The 21654-nt window shown below is 34.6% G+C and carries 19 protein-coding genes and 1 riboswitch; of the genes, 12 read left to right on the forward strand and 7 right to left on the reverse strand.

Going from position 1 to position 21654, the window contains the following annotated elements:
• Window positions 1–179 precede the first annotated feature (179 nt).
• Window positions 180–620 (forward strand): ABC transporter permease family protein, encoded by a 441-nt coding sequence (locus tag FYJ58_RS09745; RefSeq protein ID WP_154519544.1) that lies wholly within the window; start codon window positions 180–182, stop codon window positions 618–620.
• 267 nt (window positions 621–887) lie between these two features.
• Here FYJ58_RS09745 and FYJ58_RS09750 read toward each other — a convergent pair whose 3' ends face one another.
• A complete protein-coding gene (locus FYJ58_RS09750; RefSeq protein WP_154519545.1) occupies window positions 888–1358 on the reverse strand; it encodes a tetratricopeptide repeat protein in 471 nt (156 codons plus the stop codon).
• 474 nt (window positions 1359–1832) lie between these two features.
• Between FYJ58_RS09750 and FYJ58_RS09755 the strand changes: the two genes are divergently transcribed.
• The 7 genes from FYJ58_RS09755 (at window position 1833) to FYJ58_RS09785 (ending at window position 8500) form a co-directional block, all read left to right on the forward strand.
• Window positions 1833–3422 carry a VanW family protein gene (locus tag FYJ58_RS09755; RefSeq protein ID WP_154519546.1) on the forward strand — a complete coding sequence of 530 codons (1590 nt, stop codon included), beginning with the start codon at window positions 1833–1835 and terminating at the stop codon, window positions 3420–3422.
• 106 nt (window positions 3423–3528) lie between these two features.
• On the forward strand, window positions 3529–4512 hold the full coding sequence (locus tag FYJ58_RS09760; RefSeq protein WP_154519547.1) for an AIR synthase family protein: 984 nt from the start codon (window positions 3529–3531) through the stop codon (window positions 4510–4512).
• A gap of 40 nt (window positions 4513–4552) precedes the next feature.
• The gene (locus FYJ58_RS09765) at window positions 4553–5071 is read left to right on the forward strand and encodes an Lrp/AsnC family transcriptional regulator (RefSeq protein WP_235912616.1); all 519 of its coding nucleotides are present in this window, start codon (window positions 4553–4555) and stop codon (window positions 5069–5071) included.
• Window positions 5068–6243, forward strand: a complete 1176-nt coding sequence (locus FYJ58_RS09770) for an aminotransferase class I/II-fold pyridoxal phosphate-dependent enzyme (protein ID WP_154519548.1) — start codon at window positions 5068–5070, stop codon at window positions 6241–6243. Before FYJ58_RS09765 ends, FYJ58_RS09770 begins: the two co-directional genes overlap by 4 nt.
• Before the next feature lie 85 nt (window positions 6244–6328).
• Window positions 6329–6799 carry a chemotaxis protein CheX gene (locus FYJ58_RS09775; RefSeq protein WP_154519549.1) on the forward strand — a complete coding sequence of 157 codons (471 nt, stop codon included), beginning with the start codon at window positions 6329–6331 and terminating at the stop codon, window positions 6797–6799.
• A 143-nt stretch (window positions 6800–6942) separates the two neighbouring features.
• Window positions 6943–7037: riboswitch (guanidine-I (ykkC/yxkD leader) on the forward strand.
• Window positions 7038–7090: 53 nt separating this feature from the next.
• Entirely contained in the window at window positions 7091–7798 is a 708-nt protein-coding gene (locus FYJ58_RS09780; RefSeq protein WP_154519550.1) for a B3/B4 domain-containing protein, read from the forward strand.
• 18 nt (window positions 7799–7816) lie between these two features.
• Window positions 7817–8500, forward strand: coding sequence for a radical SAM protein (locus tag FYJ58_RS09785; RefSeq protein WP_154519551.1), 684 nt, complete (start codon window positions 7817–7819; stop codon window positions 8498–8500).
• A gap of 451 nt (window positions 8501–8951) precedes the next feature.
• Here FYJ58_RS09785 and FYJ58_RS09795 read toward each other — a convergent pair whose 3' ends face one another.
• The 3 genes from FYJ58_RS09795 to FYJ58_RS09805 all read right to left on the reverse strand — a co-directional run bounded on the left by FYJ58_RS09795 (window position 8952) and on the right by FYJ58_RS09805 (window position 12037).
• Window positions 8952–9659 (reverse strand): LytR/AlgR family response regulator transcription factor, encoded by a 708-nt coding sequence (locus FYJ58_RS09795; protein WP_154519553.1) that lies wholly within the window; start codon window positions 9657–9659, stop codon window positions 8952–8954.
• Window positions 9660–9742: 83 nt separating this feature from the next.
• Complete coding sequence (locus FYJ58_RS09800) at window positions 9743–10867, reverse strand: sensor histidine kinase (protein WP_235912617.1); 1125 nt, start codon at window positions 10865–10867, stop codon at window positions 9743–9745.
• A 288-nt stretch (window positions 10868–11155) separates the two neighbouring features.
• Entirely contained in the window at window positions 11156–12037 is an 882-nt protein-coding gene (locus tag FYJ58_RS09805; protein WP_205839219.1) for a LysR family transcriptional regulator, read from the reverse strand.
• 162 nt (window positions 12038–12199) lie between these two features.
• Here FYJ58_RS09805 and FYJ58_RS09810 point away from each other — a divergent pair, with 162 nt between their 5' ends.
• The 4 genes from FYJ58_RS09810 (at window position 12200) to FYJ58_RS09825 (ending at window position 16883) form a co-directional block, all read left to right on the forward strand.
• On the forward strand, window positions 12200–12658 hold the full coding sequence (locus tag FYJ58_RS09810) for a MarR family winged helix-turn-helix transcriptional regulator (protein ID WP_154519556.1): 459 nt from the start codon (window positions 12200–12202) through the stop codon (window positions 12656–12658).
• Complete coding sequence (locus FYJ58_RS09815; RefSeq protein ID WP_154519557.1) at window positions 12655–14397, forward strand: ABC transporter ATP-binding protein; 1743 nt, start codon at window positions 12655–12657, stop codon at window positions 14395–14397. Before FYJ58_RS09810 ends, FYJ58_RS09815 begins: the two co-directional genes overlap by 4 nt.
• 16 nt (window positions 14398–14413) lie before the next feature.
• Entirely contained in the window at window positions 14414–16300 is a 1887-nt protein-coding gene (locus FYJ58_RS09820) for an ABC transporter ATP-binding protein (RefSeq protein ID WP_154519558.1), read from the forward strand.
• A 91-nt stretch (window positions 16301–16391) separates the two neighbouring features.
• Window positions 16392–16883, forward strand: a complete 492-nt coding sequence (locus FYJ58_RS09825) for a tRNA (cytidine(34)-2'-O)-methyltransferase (RefSeq protein ID WP_154519559.1) — start codon at window positions 16392–16394, stop codon at window positions 16881–16883.
• A gap of 160 nt (window positions 16884–17043) precedes the next feature.
• Here the strand turns inward: FYJ58_RS09825 and FYJ58_RS09830 are convergent, their stop codons facing one another.
• Genes FYJ58_RS09830 through FYJ58_RS09840 form a run of 3 tightly spaced genes read right to left on the reverse strand, consistent with a single transcriptional unit; the run spans window position 17044 to window position 21595 of the window.
• Window positions 17044–18468 carry a sensor histidine kinase gene (locus tag FYJ58_RS09830; RefSeq protein WP_154519560.1) on the reverse strand — a complete coding sequence of 475 codons (1425 nt, stop codon included), beginning with the start codon at window positions 18466–18468 and terminating at the stop codon, window positions 17044–17046.
• A complete protein-coding gene (locus FYJ58_RS09835) occupies window positions 18468–19181 on the reverse strand; it encodes a response regulator transcription factor (protein WP_154519561.1) in 714 nt (237 codons plus the stop codon). The genes FYJ58_RS09830 and FYJ58_RS09835 overlap by 1 nt, the downstream gene beginning before the upstream one ends.
• An 11-nt stretch (window positions 19182–19192) precedes the next feature.
• Window positions 19193–21595 (reverse strand): endonuclease MutS2, encoded by a 2403-nt coding sequence (locus tag FYJ58_RS09840; RefSeq protein WP_154519562.1) that lies wholly within the window; start codon window positions 21593–21595, stop codon window positions 19193–19195.
• Between the last annotated feature and the right edge of the window lie 59 nt (window positions 21596–21654).

Genomic DNA, 21654 nt, shown 5'->3' on the forward strand with positions numbered 1-21654 from the left:
TCTGGGATGAAGAGTATACTTAATTTCTTCATAATAGTCGGTAAAGATTCTTTGTAAGATATTCATAACCCTATTATGCAGGAAAAATTAACAAAAAGAAACCCCTAAATTCCCTCAAGATTGAGGGGCAGGGGAGTTGAAGTGTCGAAGACACTTTTTTACATGTAGAAGATAAGAGCATGAAAGAAAGTGATTTGATCTATCTGGCAAATCAATATCTTAAAATGGAAGATAAGGCTTATTTGATGTCTTATAAATTTGATGTAAAAGAAGAAAATTTAAGAACAATGAATCAATTTCTCGTAAACTATCGAAAAAAAATAGCACCTGATATAAATCATGAATCTGTTCTTACCTATCGTGAAGCGTTTGAAGAGACCTTTCATTTAATTCAAATCATAGGGATTGGCTTATCAGGAATCGTGGGGCTGATTGGACTGATAAATTTTGTCATGACGATGATTTATAATATTAGAAGCAGGAGAAATGAATTAGCTATGTTAGAAAGAAATGTTTATATGGGAAGGAACTTTCTATACTATATTTACAACAATTTTATCAGCTATATTGAGTATTTTGGCTTCGATGCTAGTTTCAAAATATTTTGTTCATATAATTAACTACTATGAATATACCTTTACGCTGATTCCATTCCTTTTCATTTTCCCAATATTGGAACTTTTGGCTGGCTTTATAGCTTTGTTCTGTGGGAATATGAATCATTCAATTGGGCTTGTAGAGAGATTGAAAAAGAATAAAAGTACTGTTGCAAAATATATTGAAAAATTTGTTTTGCAACAGTCTTTTTAATTTAAAAAGGTTGCATATTTTTTGTGAAATTGGTAAAGTAATAGAATGTAAGGGAGTTTGATACATAAAAATAACAATTAAAATTGATTCAAGGATTTTAAAATAGAATCTTTCATCAATGTATTAAGTGTAGCAGCCTGCTCCTTTAGTTCATTAATTTTACTGTAATTACCCTGTTTTTGGTAAATTGATGATAGTGTTGTATAGATGCCGCTAATATCTGCCTTGCAGGATACCGCGTATTCTAATACAGTTTGTGCTTCAGAAAAATCTCCATTTTCATAAAGATAGGAACCCCATTTAAAAAGATTACGGGACAGCAGAGTAAAGTTCTGGTCATAGGTTGCCAGTTTATCAAAATTAGCAGCACCGTATTGATATTTAATCTCTGTGTTAGAAAGACCGGTCAGATTAAAAATTTTTTTCTCTGCCAACTCTTTTATTTTATCCTGTATTTCGCATAGGGTTTCGTCGGTAGATTTCTTGAATGGGAGATGATCTAGTGGAACTTTGATGTATTCAAGTGTCGATAGGTCAATAGGACGCACAAAATTAGCCCCTCGTTCTTTTTGCCAGAAAACATTAGAATTTTCTTCTTGGTTTCGCTTAGTTTTTTTTATCTCATATGCAATCCAAAAAGCGAATATGATAGAGATAGGTAATAAAATTATGGACATGATATCATAACCTTTCTAAATAAAATGTGGATAATTATAGTTATTTTAAAAATTATTGTGAATTTATAGCAAGATAAAAGAGGTGAAATAAATGAATTTTAATAACAGAAAAACTCAGAAAATAATTTCAACTGCAATTATCGTAGTATTAGTACTCTCTATGGTAGTACCTCTAGTATTGTCCGCTGTTATGTAAAACGGCGGACAATTTCAATATACCGAAAAGAGAAAAAAAAGTCAAATTTAACAAAACTGTAAAGATTTAAGGCTTGATAATTTTGTTGGTTATGATAAAATGGACATTAGTTTAAATTTAGTAAAACTATTAAAGGGGAATGAAGAAAGATGAAATTAAAGAAATACTTACCAAGAGTCTTAATTGGATTAAGTGTTCTTCTTGTTTTGACTGTCGTAGTCACAACGGTAATGGCAAAGCCAGATGATAATATTATTTGTAATGGTGTATTTATTAATACAATAGATGTTGGAGGAATGACAGAGAGAGAAGCAGAGGCTGCAGTTGATCAATATATAAAGGACTTGCGTGAAAAAAAAGTGCAGATTCTTGTTGATAAACATAAAGTAGATACAACATTTGGAGAGCTTGGTTATGAATGTGATGTAAAGGATAGTATTAAAGAGGCGTTAAGCCTTGGGAAGACTGGCAACTTTATTAAACGTTATAAAGAAATAAAAGATTTGAAAAATGAAAAGAAGGTTCTTCCACTTGAAGTAACGGTAGACGAAAATGAAGTAAAGAAATTTGTCGAAGAAAAATGTACACAATTTGATATAAAAGCAAAAAATGCAAATTTAAAACGTGAAAATGGACAATTTATTGTTACTGATGGCAAGGTTGGTCGGAAGGTAATAGTTGATGAAACAGTTGAAAAGATTAGAACAGAATTAGGTTCAACGAAAATAGATCTAAAAGATGGAATTACAATTGAGGCAATTGTCCGGGAAGATGAGCCAAAGCACACAAGTGAAAATGTAGCTTTGTGTAAAGATGTACTTGGAACATTTTCTACTACATATGCTTCCTCCTCTGCATCCAGAGCGAATAATCTTGCGAATGGTGCCAGACTGCTGAATGGTTCTGTTGTATGGCCGGGAGAAACATTTTCAACCGGAGAGGCACTTAATCCAATTACAATAGAAAATGGCTATTCTATGGCAGGTGCTTATCAGAGTGGTCAGGTTGTAGACAGCATTGGTGGAGGTGTGTGTCAGGTTGCAACAACATTTTATAATGCTTTATTAAAGGCAGAATTAGAAATCGTAGAGCGTGCAAATCATTCTATGATTGTTGGATATGTAGAGCCTGCTATGGATGCTGCAATCGCAGGAACTTATAAAGATTTAAAATTTAAAAATAATACGGATGCACCTGTATATATTGAAGCGACAACACAGGGCAGAACCATTACTTTTACAGTATATGGTCATGAAACAAGAGATACGGTGAATCGTAAGGTTGAATATGTTTCCGAGGTGTTACAGGTAATTAATCCAACCGGAGAAAAAATTACAAAGGATCCGACGCTTCCAAATACATACCGTAAAGTAACTCAATCTGCCCACAAAGGTTATAAGGCGAAATTGTGGAAAGTTGTTTATGAAAATGGTATTGAAGTAAGCCGTGAGCAGGTAAATTATAGCTCCTATGCGGCAGAACCGGCTTATGTTACAGTCGGAACAAGAGATGAAGAGAAAGAAAAAGAAAAGCAGAAAAAGGAAGAGGAAGAAAAGAAAAAGAAAGAAGAAGAGGAAAAGGAGAAAGAAGAAAAAGAGAAGGAAGAGGAGAATCAAAAAGAAGAAAATAAGGATTCTGAAGAAGAGGAAAGTAAGAAACCTGAAAAAACTCCAACTCCAACCCCTACAAAAACTCCGAATAAGCCAGAAGATTCGGATGAAAAAAATTCAGAGGAGTAAAATAGAGAAAAAGGCGGGAGGGACTGTCATAAAAGAACAGAAATGTTTTATGACAGCCCCTCCTTGGAAAATAAAGATAGAGAAAGGGAAATACAAGGGTATAAGAATGAAAATTGGAAAAGTACCGGAAACGGTCTTAAAACGTTCTATATTTAAGCAGATACAGCACCGAAGAGAAGAAGTTTTAGTAACGCCAGGTGTTGGAAAAGATTGTTCCATTATCGGTCTTGAAGAAGATGAGGCGATTGTTCTTTCCACAGACCCTATTACGGGAACAGCGAATGAAATAGGAAAGCTGGCAGTTCATATTACGGCAAATGATATTGCCTCGAGTGGGGCCGAGCTGATTGGTATTATGTTGACGATTATTTTACCGGACGGTGCAAGAGAATCGGATTTGCGTGAAATGATGCAGGAAATAGAAGGTGTCTGCAAGAAATTGAATATAGAAGTTTTAGGAGGACATACGGAGGTAGCAGCCGCCGTTAACCAGCCCATTGTAACGGTTACCGGCGTAGGAAAAATTCGAAAGAATGAGATTACCACGACCGCCGGAATAAAACCATCGGATGAGTTGGTTATGACAAAATGGGCTGGATTAGAAGGAACTGCAATTCTTGCAACAGATAAAGAAGAGGAACTTTTAACAAAATATAATAAAGACTTTATTCAAGGCGGAAAAGATATGATAAATTTTATTTCTGTTGTGAATGATGCAAAAATTGCAAAAAGCGTGGGAGCTTCTGCTATGCATGATATAACAGAGGGGGGAATCTTTGGTGCATTATGGGAGATTGCTTCTTCCTCCAATCTTGGTGTAACAGTTGATTTGAAAAAGATTCCAATTAAACAGGAAACGATAGAAATATGCGAATTTTTTGATTTAAATCCCTATATGTTAATGTCAAGCGGCTGTCTTTTAATTGCCACACCTAGAGGAAATGAAATGGTTGATAAGCTGGAACGGGAAGGTATTCCGGCGGCAGTGATTGGACGGTTTACAAAAGGAAGCGAAAGAGTTGTTTTAAATGAAGATGAAAAGCGGTATTTAGAACCGCCGAAAACAGATGAATTATATAAAGCATATTGAAAATAAATTAATAGGTAAAATATTGATAGGACAAGTATAAATGAAGATGAATCGAAAGGGGTATTATATGGAACTTCGAAATAAAATTTTGAATGCCATTTCAAAAAATAGTAAAATAACAAATGAAGATTTAGCGGTTATGCTAGGAATAAAAAAAGAAGTTATTGATGCAGAAATTACAGCGATGGAGCAGGAAAAAATTATTTGTGGATATCCTACATTAATTAACTGGGAAAATTCCGACTGTGAAAAAGTAACCGCTTTAATTGAAGTAAAAGTTACACCACAAAGGGGAATGGGATTTGAACGTATTGCTGAACGTATCTACAAATTCGAAGAAGTGGAAAGTGTATATCTGATGTCAGGTGGATTTGACCTTGCGGTCATGATTGTTGGTAAAAATATGCAGGAAATTTCTAACTTTGTATGGAATAAACTGGCGCCATTGGAGTCTGTTACAAGTACTTCAACGAACTTTGTTCTAAAGAAATATAAAGAACATGGCATGGCACTTGTTGATAACGTAAAAGATGACGAAAGGATGTTGATTACACCATGAGAAATCCATTATCTAAAAATATAGAAGAAATCAAACCATCAGGAATTCGAAAATTTTTTGATATTGTAAGTGAAATGTCAGATGCAATTTCCCTTGGTGTAGGTGAGCCGGACTTTGATACACCATGGCATATCAGGGAAGAGGGAATTTATTCTTTAGAGAAAGGCAAAACATTTTATACTTCGAATGCAGGTTTAAAAGAACTAAAGATTGAAATTACAAAATATTTAGCGAGAAAATTTGATTTACATTATGACTACAATAAAGAAGTATTGGTAACGGTAGGAGGCAGCGAGGCAATTGATGTCGGGCTTAGGGTTATGCTGGATCCGGGTGATGAAGTATTAATTCCACAACCTTCTTATGTTTCCTATCTTCCATGTGTACAGTTAGCCCACGGAAAACCGGTTATTATTAACTTAAAAGAAGAGAATGAATTTAAGCTTACGAAACAGGAACTGTTAGAGTCCATTACCGAGAAGACAAAGGTTTTAGTTCTTCCATTTCCAAATAATCCAACAGGCTCGATTATGACAAGGGAGGATTTACAGGACATTGCCGATGTTATTATCGAAAAGGACCTATATGTAATCTCAGATGAGATTTATTCAGAACTTACATATGGTACAAAACATGTATCCATTGCTTCATTGCCTGGAATGAAAGAACGGACAATTGTTATTAATGGTTTTTCAAAATCATTTGCCATGACCGGTTGGCGTCTGGGTTATGCAACAGGACCTGAAATTTTAATTAAACAGATGGTTAAAGTTCACCAATTTGCAATTATGTGTGCACCTACAACAAGCCAATATGCTGCAGTGGAGGCACTTAGAAACGGAGATGCCGATGTAGAGCGGATGAGAGAGGCATATGATCAGAGAAGAAGATTTTTAGTAGAAAAGTTTTCGAAAATGGGACTTGAATGTTTTGAACCATTTGGAGCATTTTATATATTCCCAAGCATCAAACGTTTTGGTATGACTTCGGATGAATTTGCTACACGCTTGTTAAAAGAAGAGAAAGTAGCAGTTGTTCCGGGTACCGCATTCGGAGATTGCGGAGAAGGATTCTTGCGTATTTCTTATGCATATTCCATTGATAATTTGAAAATTGCATTAGAACGAATGGAGCACTTTATTGCACGATTGGAACAGGAAAAAACAGAATAATTGAAAATTACTTGTTAATCGACATATCATATGGTAAGATAGACCTATAAGAAAGTTAAGGAATCTGACGTAGGAGGAGCTTTGCATGGCAGGAATGAACGCTGATCATATTAATCCGTTTTTGGTTGCATCAACTGAGGTACTGAAAAATATGTGTTTTGTTGATGTAACAATTGGAAAACCATTTTTAAAAGATACAAAATTCACACATGACAGTCTAATTATAATGATAGGTGTTACGGGAGAAATGAGAGGACAGGTTATGATTGCATTTGAAAATGCAGTCGCTTGTGACATTGCTTCTAAAATGTGTATGATGCCTGTTACGGAATTGAATGATTTGTCAATCAGTGCAATTTGTGAATTGGGAAATATGATTATGGGTAATACTGCAACCTTATTTTCTACAAAGGGAATTGGAGTTGACATTACACCTCCGACAACTTGTAGCGGTGATGTAGAATTTACTACAGGATTTGCTAAAAATATATGTATTCCATTGACTTATGAAGATAACAAGGTGATAGAGGTTAATATTGCGTTAACAAGCGAATAAAAAATTGGCAGAGTAGGTGAAACTATTCTGCCAAATTTTTTATCAATTTAAATTTTCTGAACTTTTGAAATAAAAGTTCAAATAAAAAAAATATTGACTATATTATATCGAAATGTTAAAATAACTATACAATCTAATTGATAGAATATGTTTTCTAGGGTTCCGCAGTAGCTACTGGCAGGTCCGAGAGAAGACGCACAGGAAACTGTGTACACGGAGGGATAAAAGCCTGGGAGAGATTTTTAAATATTTCTCTCAGGCTTTTTCGCATTATGAAGGAGGTATGTTAGGATGAAAAAGTTTGTGATTGAAAATGATTTTTGGGATCTATTTCCTAATTCAAAAATTGGTGTTATTGTTTGTAAGGATATTGATAACACGATAAAAGATGAGAATAAATACGAGGATTTGCTTTCTAAGGCAGAAACAGAAGCGGTAAAACATCTGGAAAATGAGGAGTTTAGTTCAAATGCAGTTATAAAGGTATGGCGCGAAGCATTTCAGAAGTTTAAGACAAAAAGAGGAGCCAGATCTTCGATTGAAGCTTTACTAAAGCGTGTAAATAATGGAAATCATATTGGAACAATTAATCCGCTTGTTGATATTTACAATTCCATTTCGTTAAAGTATGCAATGCCTTGCGGAGGAGAAGATATTGATAAATTTGTAGGAGATATAAGATTAACACGGGCAGCCGGTGATGAAGATTTTATTACATTAGGTTCTGAGGAAAGCGCACCTCCATATGAGGGGGAACTTGTTTATAAAGACGATAAAGGTGCAATCTGCCGATGCTGGAACTGGCGTGAATCTGTGAGAACAATGCTTACAGAAGAAACAACTAATGCATTTTTATGTATTGAGCTGGTTGATGAATCAAGAGCAAAGGAGTTTGAAACAGCCTTGAATGAGTTGGCGGAGTTAGTACAGGAAGAATTAGGAGGAACAAATAAGATATCCATTCTTGACATGAATAACAAAGAGGTAGTGATAGAATAAGATAAGAAGGGAAAGAAAATGAGTATTTTTAGTTATAAAGATATTTATATGGAAAATGGAAAACGAGTATTAGAGGTTAATATTCTTCCATTAAAACAGTGCAATTTTGACTGTATTTTTTGTCCAATTGGAAGGGCAAAAGAAAAAGTTGATGTTCAAAAATCCTTTGCTGGAACTGAAAATGCAGTTGTTGAATTAATTAATAAGATAGAACAAGAGCAAATTGATTTGGTTTTTATTAATTCAAAAGGAGAGGCTTTAGTAAATGATAAAATAGAGGATCTTATTGATCTAATAAAGGGAAAAGGTTTGTCTGTAAGACTGCTTTCGAATGGGTATTTATTAGGTGATGATAACTATATGAGAATTGCTGACAAATGCGACCAGGTGATTGGTGAATTGAAGGTGATAACGGAAGAAGATTTCCAAAAGCTTCAAAGACCTATGGAGGGCTATACTTTGGAGAAGTATATCTCCAATATGGTTGCATTTAATAAACAATATAAAGGGATATTTATATTCGAGGTTACGATTGTAAAAGGCTATAACGACGATAAAGACTCGGTTGCAAAAATTGAAAATGTAATAAAAGCAATAAATCCGGAAAAATTAGAAGTAGTTCGGATTGAAGAAGAGCCGTTTCAGAAAAAGTTTGGAATATCAGAGGATAAATTAGAAGAAATAAGGAGTCATTTCAAATAAATACATACCGCTTATTACGGCTGTAATGGGAGTTATTTTGAACGTATGGCTGAATAAGAATTTTACACCTGAAATACTATTAGGTGGATTAGCGAGTGGACTCGCTTCGGTCGGAGCGTCTGAAGCAATTTATTTGAGGTTGACATTTGGCACTCTTCGGAGTGTCTTTTTTGATTCATAGGAAATTACGGTCTATGAATTAAAAAGCCCTCCGGGCGGGAACGCACTGCATCGGAGATGAATGATATCGCCAAAGCGACCCGCCGCAGGCGGAGAATCCTGTGAAACAGGATTTTTTCTTCTGGAAGGGAATGGAACATATGAAGATTAATGTACACGCTGGACACAATTATCTCAGTTATTACTAGAAGCATTGATTAATACAGTGAATAACGAAAAGATAGTGTGTATTAATTGGTTATTTTTACTGCCGAAATCTTCGATGAAAAATTTATTCAAACATATGATTAAAGTAAACTTCTTTGAATGCTACATAATTATTCCGGGATATTGGTATTGAAGTGTTATTAGTTGTATTTATCTGTGTTTTTGTAAATTTCTCCACATGGTTTAAATTAACGATATAGCTACGGTGGCATTTAAAAAAGCCTTTTTTTAGAGAAAAAAACTCTTCACATTTGGAAAAACCTTCACGAACTTCAATGGTTGAATCGTTAGACAGGTATATGATGACATGCTTATTTTGTGCTTCGAGGTAAACAACATCAGCGACATTTATTTTGCAAAAGCCTAAAGAGGTTTTTACGATAAAGGATTCCTTTAATTTCTCAAAAGTTTTGAGAAATTCATCTAAGACTGTAAATAATTTTTCTTCCGTAATTGGTTTTAAGAGATAATTAAAGGCTTTTACTTCATAGGAGTCCACTGCAAACTCCCTGGAAGAGGTAAGAAAAATGATTGGAATCATCTGGTTGTTACTGCGAACTTCTTTTGCGGTATCAATTCCGTTTAACAATGGCATGACTACATCTAAAAAAATTAAATCTATACACTCATTTTGTAGGGCAAGAAGCATATCGTCCCCGTTAGTAAAACGGTAGAGAGTAAGTTTTATACCATGTTTTTTTCCCCACTTTTTAAATAGAATACAGATATCATCTAAAAATTGAATCTCATCATCACAAATTGCTATTTTCATTGGACACCTCTGGAAATATAGTTATAAATTATAGTTTTGTTTTATGAAACTTTACGTAAAAAGGAGGTTTTTTGAACCTTGTATCAAATAATAACTTTTACAATAAAACAACCGTTTGAAACAGAAAAATGCCATTGTCCATTTAATTGGTCTACATAATATATAATACTTTTTACTCCGATATCATGCCCTTTTTTACCAGAAACCGGAACACCATCTATAAATTTAGGGACTTTTCTGGTTGGATTTTCAAGTCTGAGCAAAAGACAATTTTCTCTATTAGAGATAGTAAGGTTTGCCCATTTTTCTTCAATATTTGCATCTTCAAGTGCATGCATAGAATTTTCCAATGCATTTGATAAAATTGCACAAAAAGCAATCTCAGAGAAAGGGATACTCTCACATGAGATATTACAGTTAAGAGAGATTCCTCTATCCGTAAAACGCATTTGATAAATGGATATAACTGAATTAAGCATTTCATTTTTACAATATGTAGTAATAATTGTGTCATCATAAGCTTCCCCGATTTTTTTTATGTATTTTATAGCTTTATCAGTGTTGTCATTTTGAAGCAGAGTAAGGATAATGCTTAGGTGATGACGCATATCATGTCTTAAGATGGAAAGGGTATGCTTGCTGCTTTTGACATGTTCGATTTCTTTTTGTATGGACAGAAGCTGCATTTCCATCAGGTTACTGCACTGTCTGATTTCCTGTTTTTGTTCATATTCCCTGAAATATACTAACAGAAATACAAGATAAGCTATACAAAAAGCAAACCCCATGAATTCAACAATTGCTTTACTGCCGGAATATAGCAGATTGGAGAACTTAGTGGAGGCATAGTCAAAAATATAATATACAAAAGGTAAAAAGCCTATAATACAAAGTTCTCGTTTGTCTTTTGCAAATATTGCTGTTGTTGTGCGGCATACAAAGTGGCACAGTAGAAAAAAGGTGATAAATGTTGTAATAATTCTTGAAAAATAATAACACCATTTTGCACCTGTGATACTTAACGTAAATAATCCAATCCAGTTACTTATTTGGCAGCACAGGTAAGCCGAAAATATAGAAGTGCTACAGGAAATTAATGGATATTTATAATATAGATATAAAAACAGTGTCAAAGGAAGATGTACAATAAGTGGGTATATTTGATTAGAAACGATTTCACCAAATAAAAGAAAGCTAGTGATGTACAAGATTCCTTCAAAACAGGAAAACAAAAGTAGTGTGAATATGTTTTTGTGATTCTGTTTAACGCCAAGGAAGAAGGCAGAGATGAATATGCCAAACAGCAAGGTAGTCAAATTGTGTATGGCGGATAATATTTGTATAAACATCAGTTTGCTCTCCTTCGTGAAATATTTTCTGATTCTAAACAAAATTAATTTAATTATATTATAAGTCATTTTAATGGGAATGACAACATTGTTAATTATCATTCACGTAGTTTTGTCATTCGTGTAAAAATTAAGAAAGGGTAGCAGTTAAAAAGAAGAAAAATATTCTTTTGCAAGTGTAATAAATTTTTTTATCAGTGGTTGATTTTTTAATGTCTTGTAATATATTCCGTAAGGAACACTAATATTGCCTTCAAATGGGACATAGCAAAGAGCTGGGTCACGAATCGGAATAATGTCCGGCAAAATGGTAATTCCCATTTCGGCTTTTGTCAAAGTAATAGCTGCTTCATAAGACTCACAGAAAAGCATATCAGAAGGATTATGATTTTGTAAGATTTGGCTTTGGAGCGTAAATACAGCCGGATGTGTGTTAGGCGGTTCCTGCACAGTGAGCTGTTCGGAGAGTAAATCTTCAATATGAATTACTTTTGCAAATGTAAGTGGGTGGGTGGCAGGAAATACACAGACAATAGGAGCTTTGTAAAGTTCTACAAATTTTCCCGGAGCAGTTTTTTCATTTTCTTGAAAGCTAAATAATATATCAATTCCATCGGTTTGTAATAGATTATTTAATGCACGCATTGGCAGTGTTTTAATAACCGGATGAATGGAAGGGGCAAAAAGCTGTATTTTTTTCAATAAATCGGGGAAAAATATTAGTTCTCTTGAAGTATGGCAACCGATTGAAAATATGACAGGTTCTGTTTCTTCTTTATGGACAAGACGCATTTTTGCAATGTGCATGTCATTCAGAATTTTTTTCGCATCAGAAAGAAAACGAAAGCCGTCTGTAGTCAGTGATACAGATCGTGTCGTTCTTTTGAATAATTTTACACCTAGTTCATTTTCAAGCGAATTAATCTGATGAGTAACAGCAGGCTGGGTAATATGAATTTCTTCTGCGGCTCGGGCAAAATTTAAGTTTTCGGCAACTGCTAAAAAACATTGTAATTGTATGGTATTCATTAAATTTCCTCTTTCCATTGATAAAATTTCTTTATTAATAATAGCATTTTTTGAATTCACTTTCAAATGAAAAAGGAGTATAACTATTAAACAACGAATTGTTTGTATTCTAACATTTTAGGAAAATCTTTTTGGTTTTTCAAATCGGGAGGTGAATATGAATTGAAGGCAACGGAAACTAATGATGTAATGCGTTTATTGAAAATCATACATATCCAGATAGAAGAGTGTGTAAATACACTCATGGAACAGTATGAGCTGACTGCTGCACAGGGTGACATATTAGGTTATATTTTAGAGAATGGAAATAGTAAGATGAATTCTACGGTGATTCATAAACAGCTTCATTTATCAAGAGCGACTGTATCGGCTTTGATAAAAAAGTTAAGAGTAAAAGGTTTTTTAGAGTTTGAAGGAAATCCAAATGATGATAGGCAAAAACAGATTATCGTAACAGAAAAAGCGAGGCAGGTAGAACAGGAGCTGGAGTATAATTTTAGAAAAATGCAGGAAAGCTTATTTCAAAATATTTCTCAGCAAGAAATCGAGGTTATGGACGATGTTTTAAAAAGAATGTTTGAAAATTTACAAAGAAAGACTAGGAAGGAGAATGCCACATGATAAAAGTGATATTAGGGCAGGTAAAAGAATATAAAAAGGCATCTATTTTAACACCACTCTTCGCTGCTCTGGAAGTGTTAATGGAAGTATTAATTCCGTTTATAACAGCACAAATTATTGACAACGGAATTGAACAGGGAAACCTTAAAAATATATACATTTATGGGGCAATTATGCTTGTATTGGCAGGATTTAGCTTATTGTTTGGTGCATTAGCCGGTAAATATGCAGCCAGAGCATCATCTGGTTTAGCTTGTAATTTAAGAGAGGCAATGTATGAAAATATTCAGACATTTTCTTTCTCCAATATTGACAAATTCAGTACTGCCGGATTAGTAACACGTATGACAACAGACGTAACAAATGTAAAAAATGCTTATCAAATGTCATTAAGAATTGCTGTTCGTGCACCACTTATGTTAATTTGCAGTATGGTTATGTGCTTCTTTATTAATGCACGTTTGAGTATTGTATTTGTCATTGCAATTTTATTTTTGGGAATTATATTATTTTTTATTATGACAAGAGCAAAGCGTATATTTGATGTTGTATTCAAAAAATACGATGATTTAAATGCCAGTGTTCAGGAAAACATTTCAGCAATTCGTGTTGTAAAGGCTTATGTAAGAGAAGATTATGAAAATAAAAAATTTACAGGTGCAGCAAAAAGACTTTACGAAATGTTTGTAAAAGCGGAAAGTATACTTGCATTTAATAACCCTGTTATGATGCTTACGATATATGGCTGTGTGTTATCACTTTCATGGTTCGGGGCGAGCTTTATTGTATCAAAAACGATGACAACAGGTGAACTTACATCTATGTTCACCTACATTATGAGCATCATGATGTCCCTTATGATGTTATCAATGGTTTTTGTTATGTTAACGTTAAGTGTAGCCAGCTGTGAACGTATTGTGGAGGTTTTGCAGGAAAGACCTGATCTTGCGAACAAAGAGCAACCGCTTATGGAAGTAAAGAATGGAAGTATTGAATTTGAACATGTAAACTTTTCCTATAAGCATGGAAGCGGTGAGGATACATTAAAAGATATTAACCTAACAATTCATTCAGGAGAAACGATAGGAATTATAGGCGGTACCGGTTGTGGAAAATCCAGCTTAGTTAACTTAATCAGCCGTTTATATGATGTATCAGATGGAGCTGTAAAAGTAGCCGGAAAAGATGTAAGAGATTATGATATGGAGGTGCTTCGTAATCAAGTTGCTGTAGTACTTCAAAAAAATGTACTTTTCTCTGGAACGATATTAGAAAATCTTCGGTGGGGGAATGAAAAGGCTACCGAAGAAGAGTGTATAGAAGCATGTAAGCAAGCATGTGCAGATGAGTTTATTAAACAGCTTCCAGATGGCTATAACACTTACATTGAACAGGGAGGAAGTAATGTGTCTGGAGGACAAAAACAGCGTTTATGTATAGCCAGAGCATTGCTAAAAAGACCCAAAATATTAATTTTGGATGATTCCACAAGTGCAGTAGATACAGCTACAGATGCAAAAATCAGGAAAGCATTTAAGGAGCAGATTCCGGGAACTACAAAATTAATTATTGCACAGAGAATCTCAAGTGTAGAAGAGGCGGATCGGATTATTGTTTTGGAAGATGGAATGGTAAATGATTTTGATACACATGAAAATCTCTTAAAGACAAATAAGATTTATCGGGAAATCTATGATGCCCAGGCAAAGGGCGGCGGTGACTTTGATGAAGCAGTTTAGAAAGAGGTGAAGCGATATGGAAAAAAGAGCAAAAAAGAAATTTCAGTCAGATGTTATGGTTCGTGTGTTAAAATATATCTGTAAAAATTATAAATATTCTTTTATGATTGTAATTATATGTATTATAGGAGCTGCAGTTGTAAATTTAAAAGGACTGACCTTTATGCAGGTATTAATTGACGATTATATTCTTCCTATGACCAAAGAAGCAAATCCGGATTTTGGAGCATTAGTGCTGGCATTAGTAAGATTGGCATCTTTGTTTGGGCTAGGTATTTTGTGCTCTTATGCGTACAACAGAATTATGGTTAACATAACACAAGGAACAATGCGCAACCTTAGAAATGATTTATTTACCCATATGGAATCTTTACCAATCCGATACTTTGATATACATGCCCATGGAGATGTGATGTCCATTTACACGAATGATGTAGATACACTCCGGCAGTTAATAAGTCAGAGTATACCACAGACAATCAATTCATTTGTAACAATAGTAAGTGTGTTTTTTGGAATGATAACAATGAATATTCCATTAACAGGAATAACATTAGTAATGGTTGTTATTATGTTATTTACAACGTCCAGAATCGGTGGAAAATCGGGAAAATATTTTGCAATGCAGCAAAGAGATTTGGGTATTGTAAACGGATATATTGAAGAGATGATGGAAGGGCAGAAGGTTGTAAAAGTATTTTGTCATGAAGAAAAGAGCTTAGAAGACTTTAAAAAATTAAATAATACGCTTCGTGACAGTGCGGACAATGCGAATAAATTTGCAAACATTATGATGCCGATTAATGCGAATTTAGGGAATATAAGTTATGTATTATGTGCAGTTGTAGGAGCGATTCTTGCATTAAATGGCTATAGTGGATTAACACTTGGAGCATTGGTGTCCTTTTTGAGCTTAAATAAAAATTTTTCACAACCGGTTATACAGATTAGTCAGCAAATGAATTCAATTGTAATGGCAATGGCAGGGGCAGAACGTGTCTTTAAATTACTAGATGAAGTGCCGGAAGTAGATGAAGGTTATGTTGAATTAGTGAATGCCAGAGAGGAAAAAGATGGAACATTGACAGAAACAGAGGAGAGAACCGGAATCTGGGCTTGGAAACATCCACATAAAGCAGAAGGAACAATCACATATACAAAATTAGAAGGCGATGTAGTTTTCAACGATGTTGATTTTGGATACGATGATAAAAAAATTGTATTACATGGAATAAAATTATTTGCAACACCGGGACAGAAAATAGCATTTGTTGGAAGTACAGGTGCAGGGAAAACAACAATTACCAACTTAATCAATCGTTTTTATGATATACAGGATGGAAAAATACGATATGATGGAATTAACATCAATAAGATTAAAAAAGCAGACTTGCGTCATTCGCTTGGAATGGTATTACAGGATACGCATCTGTTTACAGGAACAGTACTAGAGAACATTCGGTATGGTCGTTTAGATGCAACCGATGAAGAATGTATTGCGGCTGCAAAATTAGCGAATGCAGATGGATTTATACATCGACTGCCAGATGGATATAATACGATATTAACAGGAGACGGGAGCAATCTAAGCCAAGGTCAAAGACAGCTATTATCGATTGCAAGGGCGGCAGTAGCAGATCCGCCGGTATTGATTTTAGATGAGGCGACATCTTCCATTGATACAAGAACGGAGAGTCTTGTACAAGAGGGAATGGATAGGCTGATGAATGGGCGGACTACATTTGTAATAGCTCATCGTCTTTCAACAATTCGCAATGCCGACTGTATTATGGTATTAGAAAATGGAAGAATCATAGAGAGAGGAAACCATGACCAGCTGATCAGTGAAAAAGGAAGATATTATCAATTATATACAGGAAATTTTGCAGAAGAAACAGCATAAACTTAAAAATTGCATAATACCGGAAGATAGAGTATAGTAAAGATTGGACTTTATGAAATTTACAAAGGAAAGAGGAAAGGATGGAAATAAAATGATAAATATTGTATTGCATGAGCCGGAAATACCTGCTAATACAGGAAATATCGGAAGAAGCTGTGTGGCAGCAGGCGCCAGACTTCATTTAATTGAACCACTCGGATTTCGTCTGGGTGAAAAGGAAATAAAAAGAGCGGGACTTGATTATTGGGATAAGCTGGATGTTACGGTTTATGACAATTTTGATGATTTTATAGAACGTAATCCTGGAGCGAAAATATATATGGCAACCACAAAGGCGCAACATGTATATACAGAGGTCAATTATGAACCGGATTGCTATATTATGTTCGGAAAAGAGAGTGCGGGAATACCAGAAGAAATTCTTGTGAAGCATCCGGACAATTGTATTAGAATTCCAATGATTGGAGATATACGCTCGCTTAATTTATCCAATTCCGTTGCAATTGTACTTTATGAGGCATTAAGACAAAATGAGTTTGCCAATATGAATTTAGAAGGACATTTACACCGGCTTTCATGGTAAGAAACTGTTGTGAGTCGCAAATTCGCAGTTACAGTTCAAAATTAAATTGAATATAAGTCTATGCAAAGGGGCTGTTGCATTAAACATTTGTACATTTGATGCGACAGCCCCTGTACTTATATATAATAAGGATTAGTAATAAAAAAAGCGTAAACTCGTTTTAAAATTTATTTTTACCTTCACTTTTAGCCAAGGTAAAAATAAATTCACTTCCCACCCCTTCTGTACTAATTAAATTAATATTCTCATTGTGAGCAGTAATAATTTCTTTTGTAATAGAAAGACCTAATCCGGTTCCTTTTTTATCCTTTCCCCGGGAAACATCTGTCTTATAAAAACGATCAAATACTTTTTTTAGACTATCCTTAGGAATTCCAATTCCATAATCTTTTACGGAAACAAATACCTTTCCGTTTTGCTCCTCCGTACTAATTTTAATTATCGAATCATTATGACTGAACTTAATGGCATTATCAATCAAATTGTAAAGAACCTGTTGGATTTTTCCCATATCAGCATCGACAAACAGTTCTTTTTCAGAGAAAATCAGATTTAGATTAATATTTTTTTTCAAACAGCTTCCCTCGAAACTTTCTGCTGTCCGCTTAATAATTTTATTAATGTCAAAGGAAGAAATCTCAAGAAAAATTCCATTATTTTCAAAACGGTTAAGTTCTAGCAATTCAGAAGTCAATTTTGACAGCCGTTCTGTTTCAAATTGAATAATTCCAAGATATTTTGCATGTAATTCAGGTGGAATGGTTCCGTCTTTCATTGCTTCAGCATAGCCTTTGATGGAAGTAAGCGGTGAGCGGAAATCGTGGGAAATATTCGCTACAAATTTTCTTTGATAATCATCTAAGTTTTTAATTCGGTTAGAAAGATAAGTAATTGAGTTTGCCAGTACATGATACTCATCATGAGAGGTAATTGGAATTTTATAATCGAAATTACCATCTGCCAGTTCTTTGATACTGGCTGTGATGACATGAACCGGTCGCACGGTTACATAATATATATAAGCGAATACGGCAAACATAACAATTAAGAAAATTAAAAAGCAAATATTTATCATGTCTGTGTAATAAATACAGTCATTTTTAATGGCATCAATTGAAGTATGAAGTACAATGTATCCTTTTAATTCATAGTTCATATTAACAGGATAGATTACACTTAGCATTTTTTCTTTAAATATTTCCTTAAATGAATCTGACTGGGAAAAGGTACTTTCTAAAAAGTCGGAGTCCCAATAATTGATGTTAAAGTTTTGGTTTACGATGTTTGCATTTCTAGTATCAAGTATTACAGTTCCATCTTTCTGGACAATCCAGACCCGGGTATTTAAAAAGGTGTCAATTGTTCTTAGCTGAGTCGTTAAGGTTGTAATAGAAAGCTTATCCTGATAGTAGTTGTTCATATATTCCGAAGAGATAATGCCTGCTTCTTCATATAAAATATCTTTCTTGCCTTCAATCAGGCTGTGCTGAATTCTATCAATGCCATAGGTGTTTAGTATAGCAAACATGGAAATAGCTACAATTGTATAGCATATAATGAATTTGTGAAGCAGGGTATGTTTCATTACTTTTTCACCTCGAATTTATAACCAATTCCCCATACGGTTGAAAGACTCCAGGAATTGTGATCTTTGATTTTTTCACGTAAACGCTTGATATGAACGTCGACCGTTCTTGTATCTCCGATGTATTCGTATCCCCAAATATGGTCTAGCAGCTGTTCGCGTGTAAAGACCTGATTGGGATGGGAAGCAAGAAAGTAAAATAGTTCTAATTCTTTTGGAGGCATTTCAATTGTTTCTCCGTAGTAGAGAACGGAATAGTTAGACTGATTGATGATTAAATCAGGATATTCTACATAGTCGCCGGTTTGGGAAGCAGAAGGTGTTTCTATAATCTGAGTCGGTTCATGGAAACGTCGTAGTACTGCTTTTACACGGGCAACTAACTCTTTGGAATCAAATGGTTTAATCATATAATCATCAGCACCAAGTTCTAGTCCCAATACCTTGTCAAAGATTTCACCTTTTGCAGATAGCATAATAATTGGAACAGAAGAGGTTTTTCTTACTTCCCGGCATACTTCGTATCCATCTATGCCGGGAAGCATCAGGTCAAGCAGAATTAGGTTGGGTTTATATTCCTTAAATTGTTTGAGTGCTTCTTCGCCATCGTTAACAATTAAAGTATCAAAACACTCTTTTATAAGGTAAAGAGATATTAATTCTGCAATATTTTCATCATCATCTACAACTAATATTTTTTGTTTGGTTGCCATAATAACTCCTTTTAATTAAATTCTACAATAGTAACACCATGGTCGCCTTCTCCGAATTCTCCGATTCGGAATGATTTTACATATTTCGTTTTTTTCAAATGGTTGTGTACTGCGTTTTTTAAAGCACCTGTCCCTCTGCCATGGATGACTGTAACCTGAGGAAGATGGGAGAGGTAAGCGTCATCTAAATATTTGTCAAGTAATGGAATTGCTTCATCAACGGTCTTTCCAATCAGATTGATTTCAGGGCGAATGGTTGCACTTTTAGACATTTTAATTTTTCCACTGCCGGTTTTTTTCATCGTTGGAGCTGTAATGACCGGTTCATCAATTAACTCTAAGTCCCTGATATTAACTTGTGAACGAAGAATTCCCATTTGAACAAACAAATCTCCTTTTTCATTTGGAACAGAACTTACAATTCCTTTTAGACCAAGACTCAATACCTGAACGGATTCGCCTGGTTTGAAATCAGAGGCTTTGTGTTTTTTTCCAGAAGATTTTTTCTTCTTTAAAGCAAGTTTAGATTCTGTTTCATTTAATTTTCCACGTAATGCAGCACGTTGCTCTTCCATTTGTTTATTTTTATTGCCGTCTTTTATCCATTTATTGTATTTTCGGATTGATTCATCTGCAAAGTCTTTTGCATTCTGGATAATTTCTCTTGCTTCTTCGTTCGCATTTCGCAAAATCCGTTCTTTTGCATCATCAATTTTTTCATTTTTGGCCTTTAACTTTTCTTTTAAAGTTGCGATTTCTTCTTTGTAACGGGTAATCTCTTCCTGTTCTTTTTCAATTGTTATCCGGCTTTTTTCCAAATCGCTGATTACATCTTCAAAGCTTTGGTCTTCAGAAGCGATATGTTCTTTTGCATCATTTATGATAAAATCTGGAAGACCAAGTTTGCTTGAAATTGCAAAAGCATTACTTTTACCGGGTACACCTATTAGCAAACGATAAGTTGGACGTAAGGTTTCTACATCAAATTCGCAGCAGGCGTTTTCAACACCTTCTGTAGACAGGGCAAATATCTTTAGTTCACTATAGTGAGTAGTCGCCATTGTTCTAACTTTTCGCTTGTGAAGATAGGATAAAATTGACATTGCAAGTGCTGCACCTTCTACAGGGTCGGTTCCTGCACCTAATTCGTCAAATAGGACAAGTGATCGGTAGTTTGCTTTTTCTAATATAGATATTGTATTTGTCATATGTGAAGAAAAGGTGCTAAGGCTTTGTTCGATGCTCTGTTCATCTCCAATATCTGCGTATACTTCTTCAAAAACACTTAGTTCAGAGCCGTCAAAGGCAGGAATGTGAAGACCGGCTTGTCCCAATAGTGTAAAGAGTCCGACGGTTTTTAATGAAACAGTTTTACCACCTGTATTAGGCCCCGTCACAATTAGAAGGTCAAAATCTTTTCCAAGGTATACGTCAATTGGAACTGCCTTTTTAGGGTCGATTAATGGATGGCGGCCTTTTTTGATATTAATATAACCATTTTCGTTAAATACAGGTTCTGAAGCTTTCATTTGTTTTGATAAAGAAGCTTTTGCAAAAATAAAATCTAATTCGGTCAAAATAGCAAGATTTACCTTCAACTCTTCAATATATTCAGCTGACTGGTTGCTCAAATCAGCCAAAATTTTCTCAATTTCGTCTGCTTCTGCAATGGCAAGTTCTCTTAGCTCGTTGTTTAGTTTTACAACAGCCATTGGCTCGATAAAGAGTGTAGAACCAGATGAGGATTGGTCATGCACCATTCCATTGAAATGGCTTTTATGTTCTGCCTTTACAGGAAGACAGTAGCGTCCGTTTCTCATTGTTATGATATTTTCCTGTAACATGGACTGGTTTGTTGCACTATTTACCATGGAAGTCAGCTGTTCATGAACTTTGTTGTTTGTAAGCTTAATGGAACGGCGAATCTGGCGAAGCTTTGGACTTGCATCATCACTGATTTCTTCTTCTGATAGAATACAACGCTTGATTTCATTGTTTAAAGGAGAAAGTGGTTCAATTTCTCCAAAACGTTCTGTAAGAGTATCAGAAAAGTTACCGGAGTCTGAGTCTTCATGGATAGATTTCCCATTTTCCCGTCCATAAGTTTTTGCCCGTAATGCAACGTTTAATAAAGAACTGATTTCTAATAATTCTTTTGCACTTAAAATAGAGCCGACATCAAGCCGCATAAGTGCAGGACGGATATCTTTTAGACCGGAAAAAGACAGACTTCCGTTTTTTAACAATCGTGACAATGCATCGGAAGTTTCAGACTGCATCTGTTTTATATGTGTAAGGTCAGTTTCGGGTAAAAGAGAAGCACATTTTTCTTTTCCTAAAGGAGAGCTTGCTGCTTCTTTTAATTTTTCAATTATTTTATTATATTCTAATGTTTTTAATACTTTTTGATTCATTGCAATCTCCATCTATTTCTATTATAATGATAAACTAAAGATATTTACTTTTTCTATTC

The sequence above is a fragment of the Velocimicrobium porci genome (assembly GCF_009696045.1).
GTDB lineage: Bacteria > Bacillota > Clostridia > Lachnospirales > Lachnospiraceae > Velocimicrobium > Velocimicrobium porci.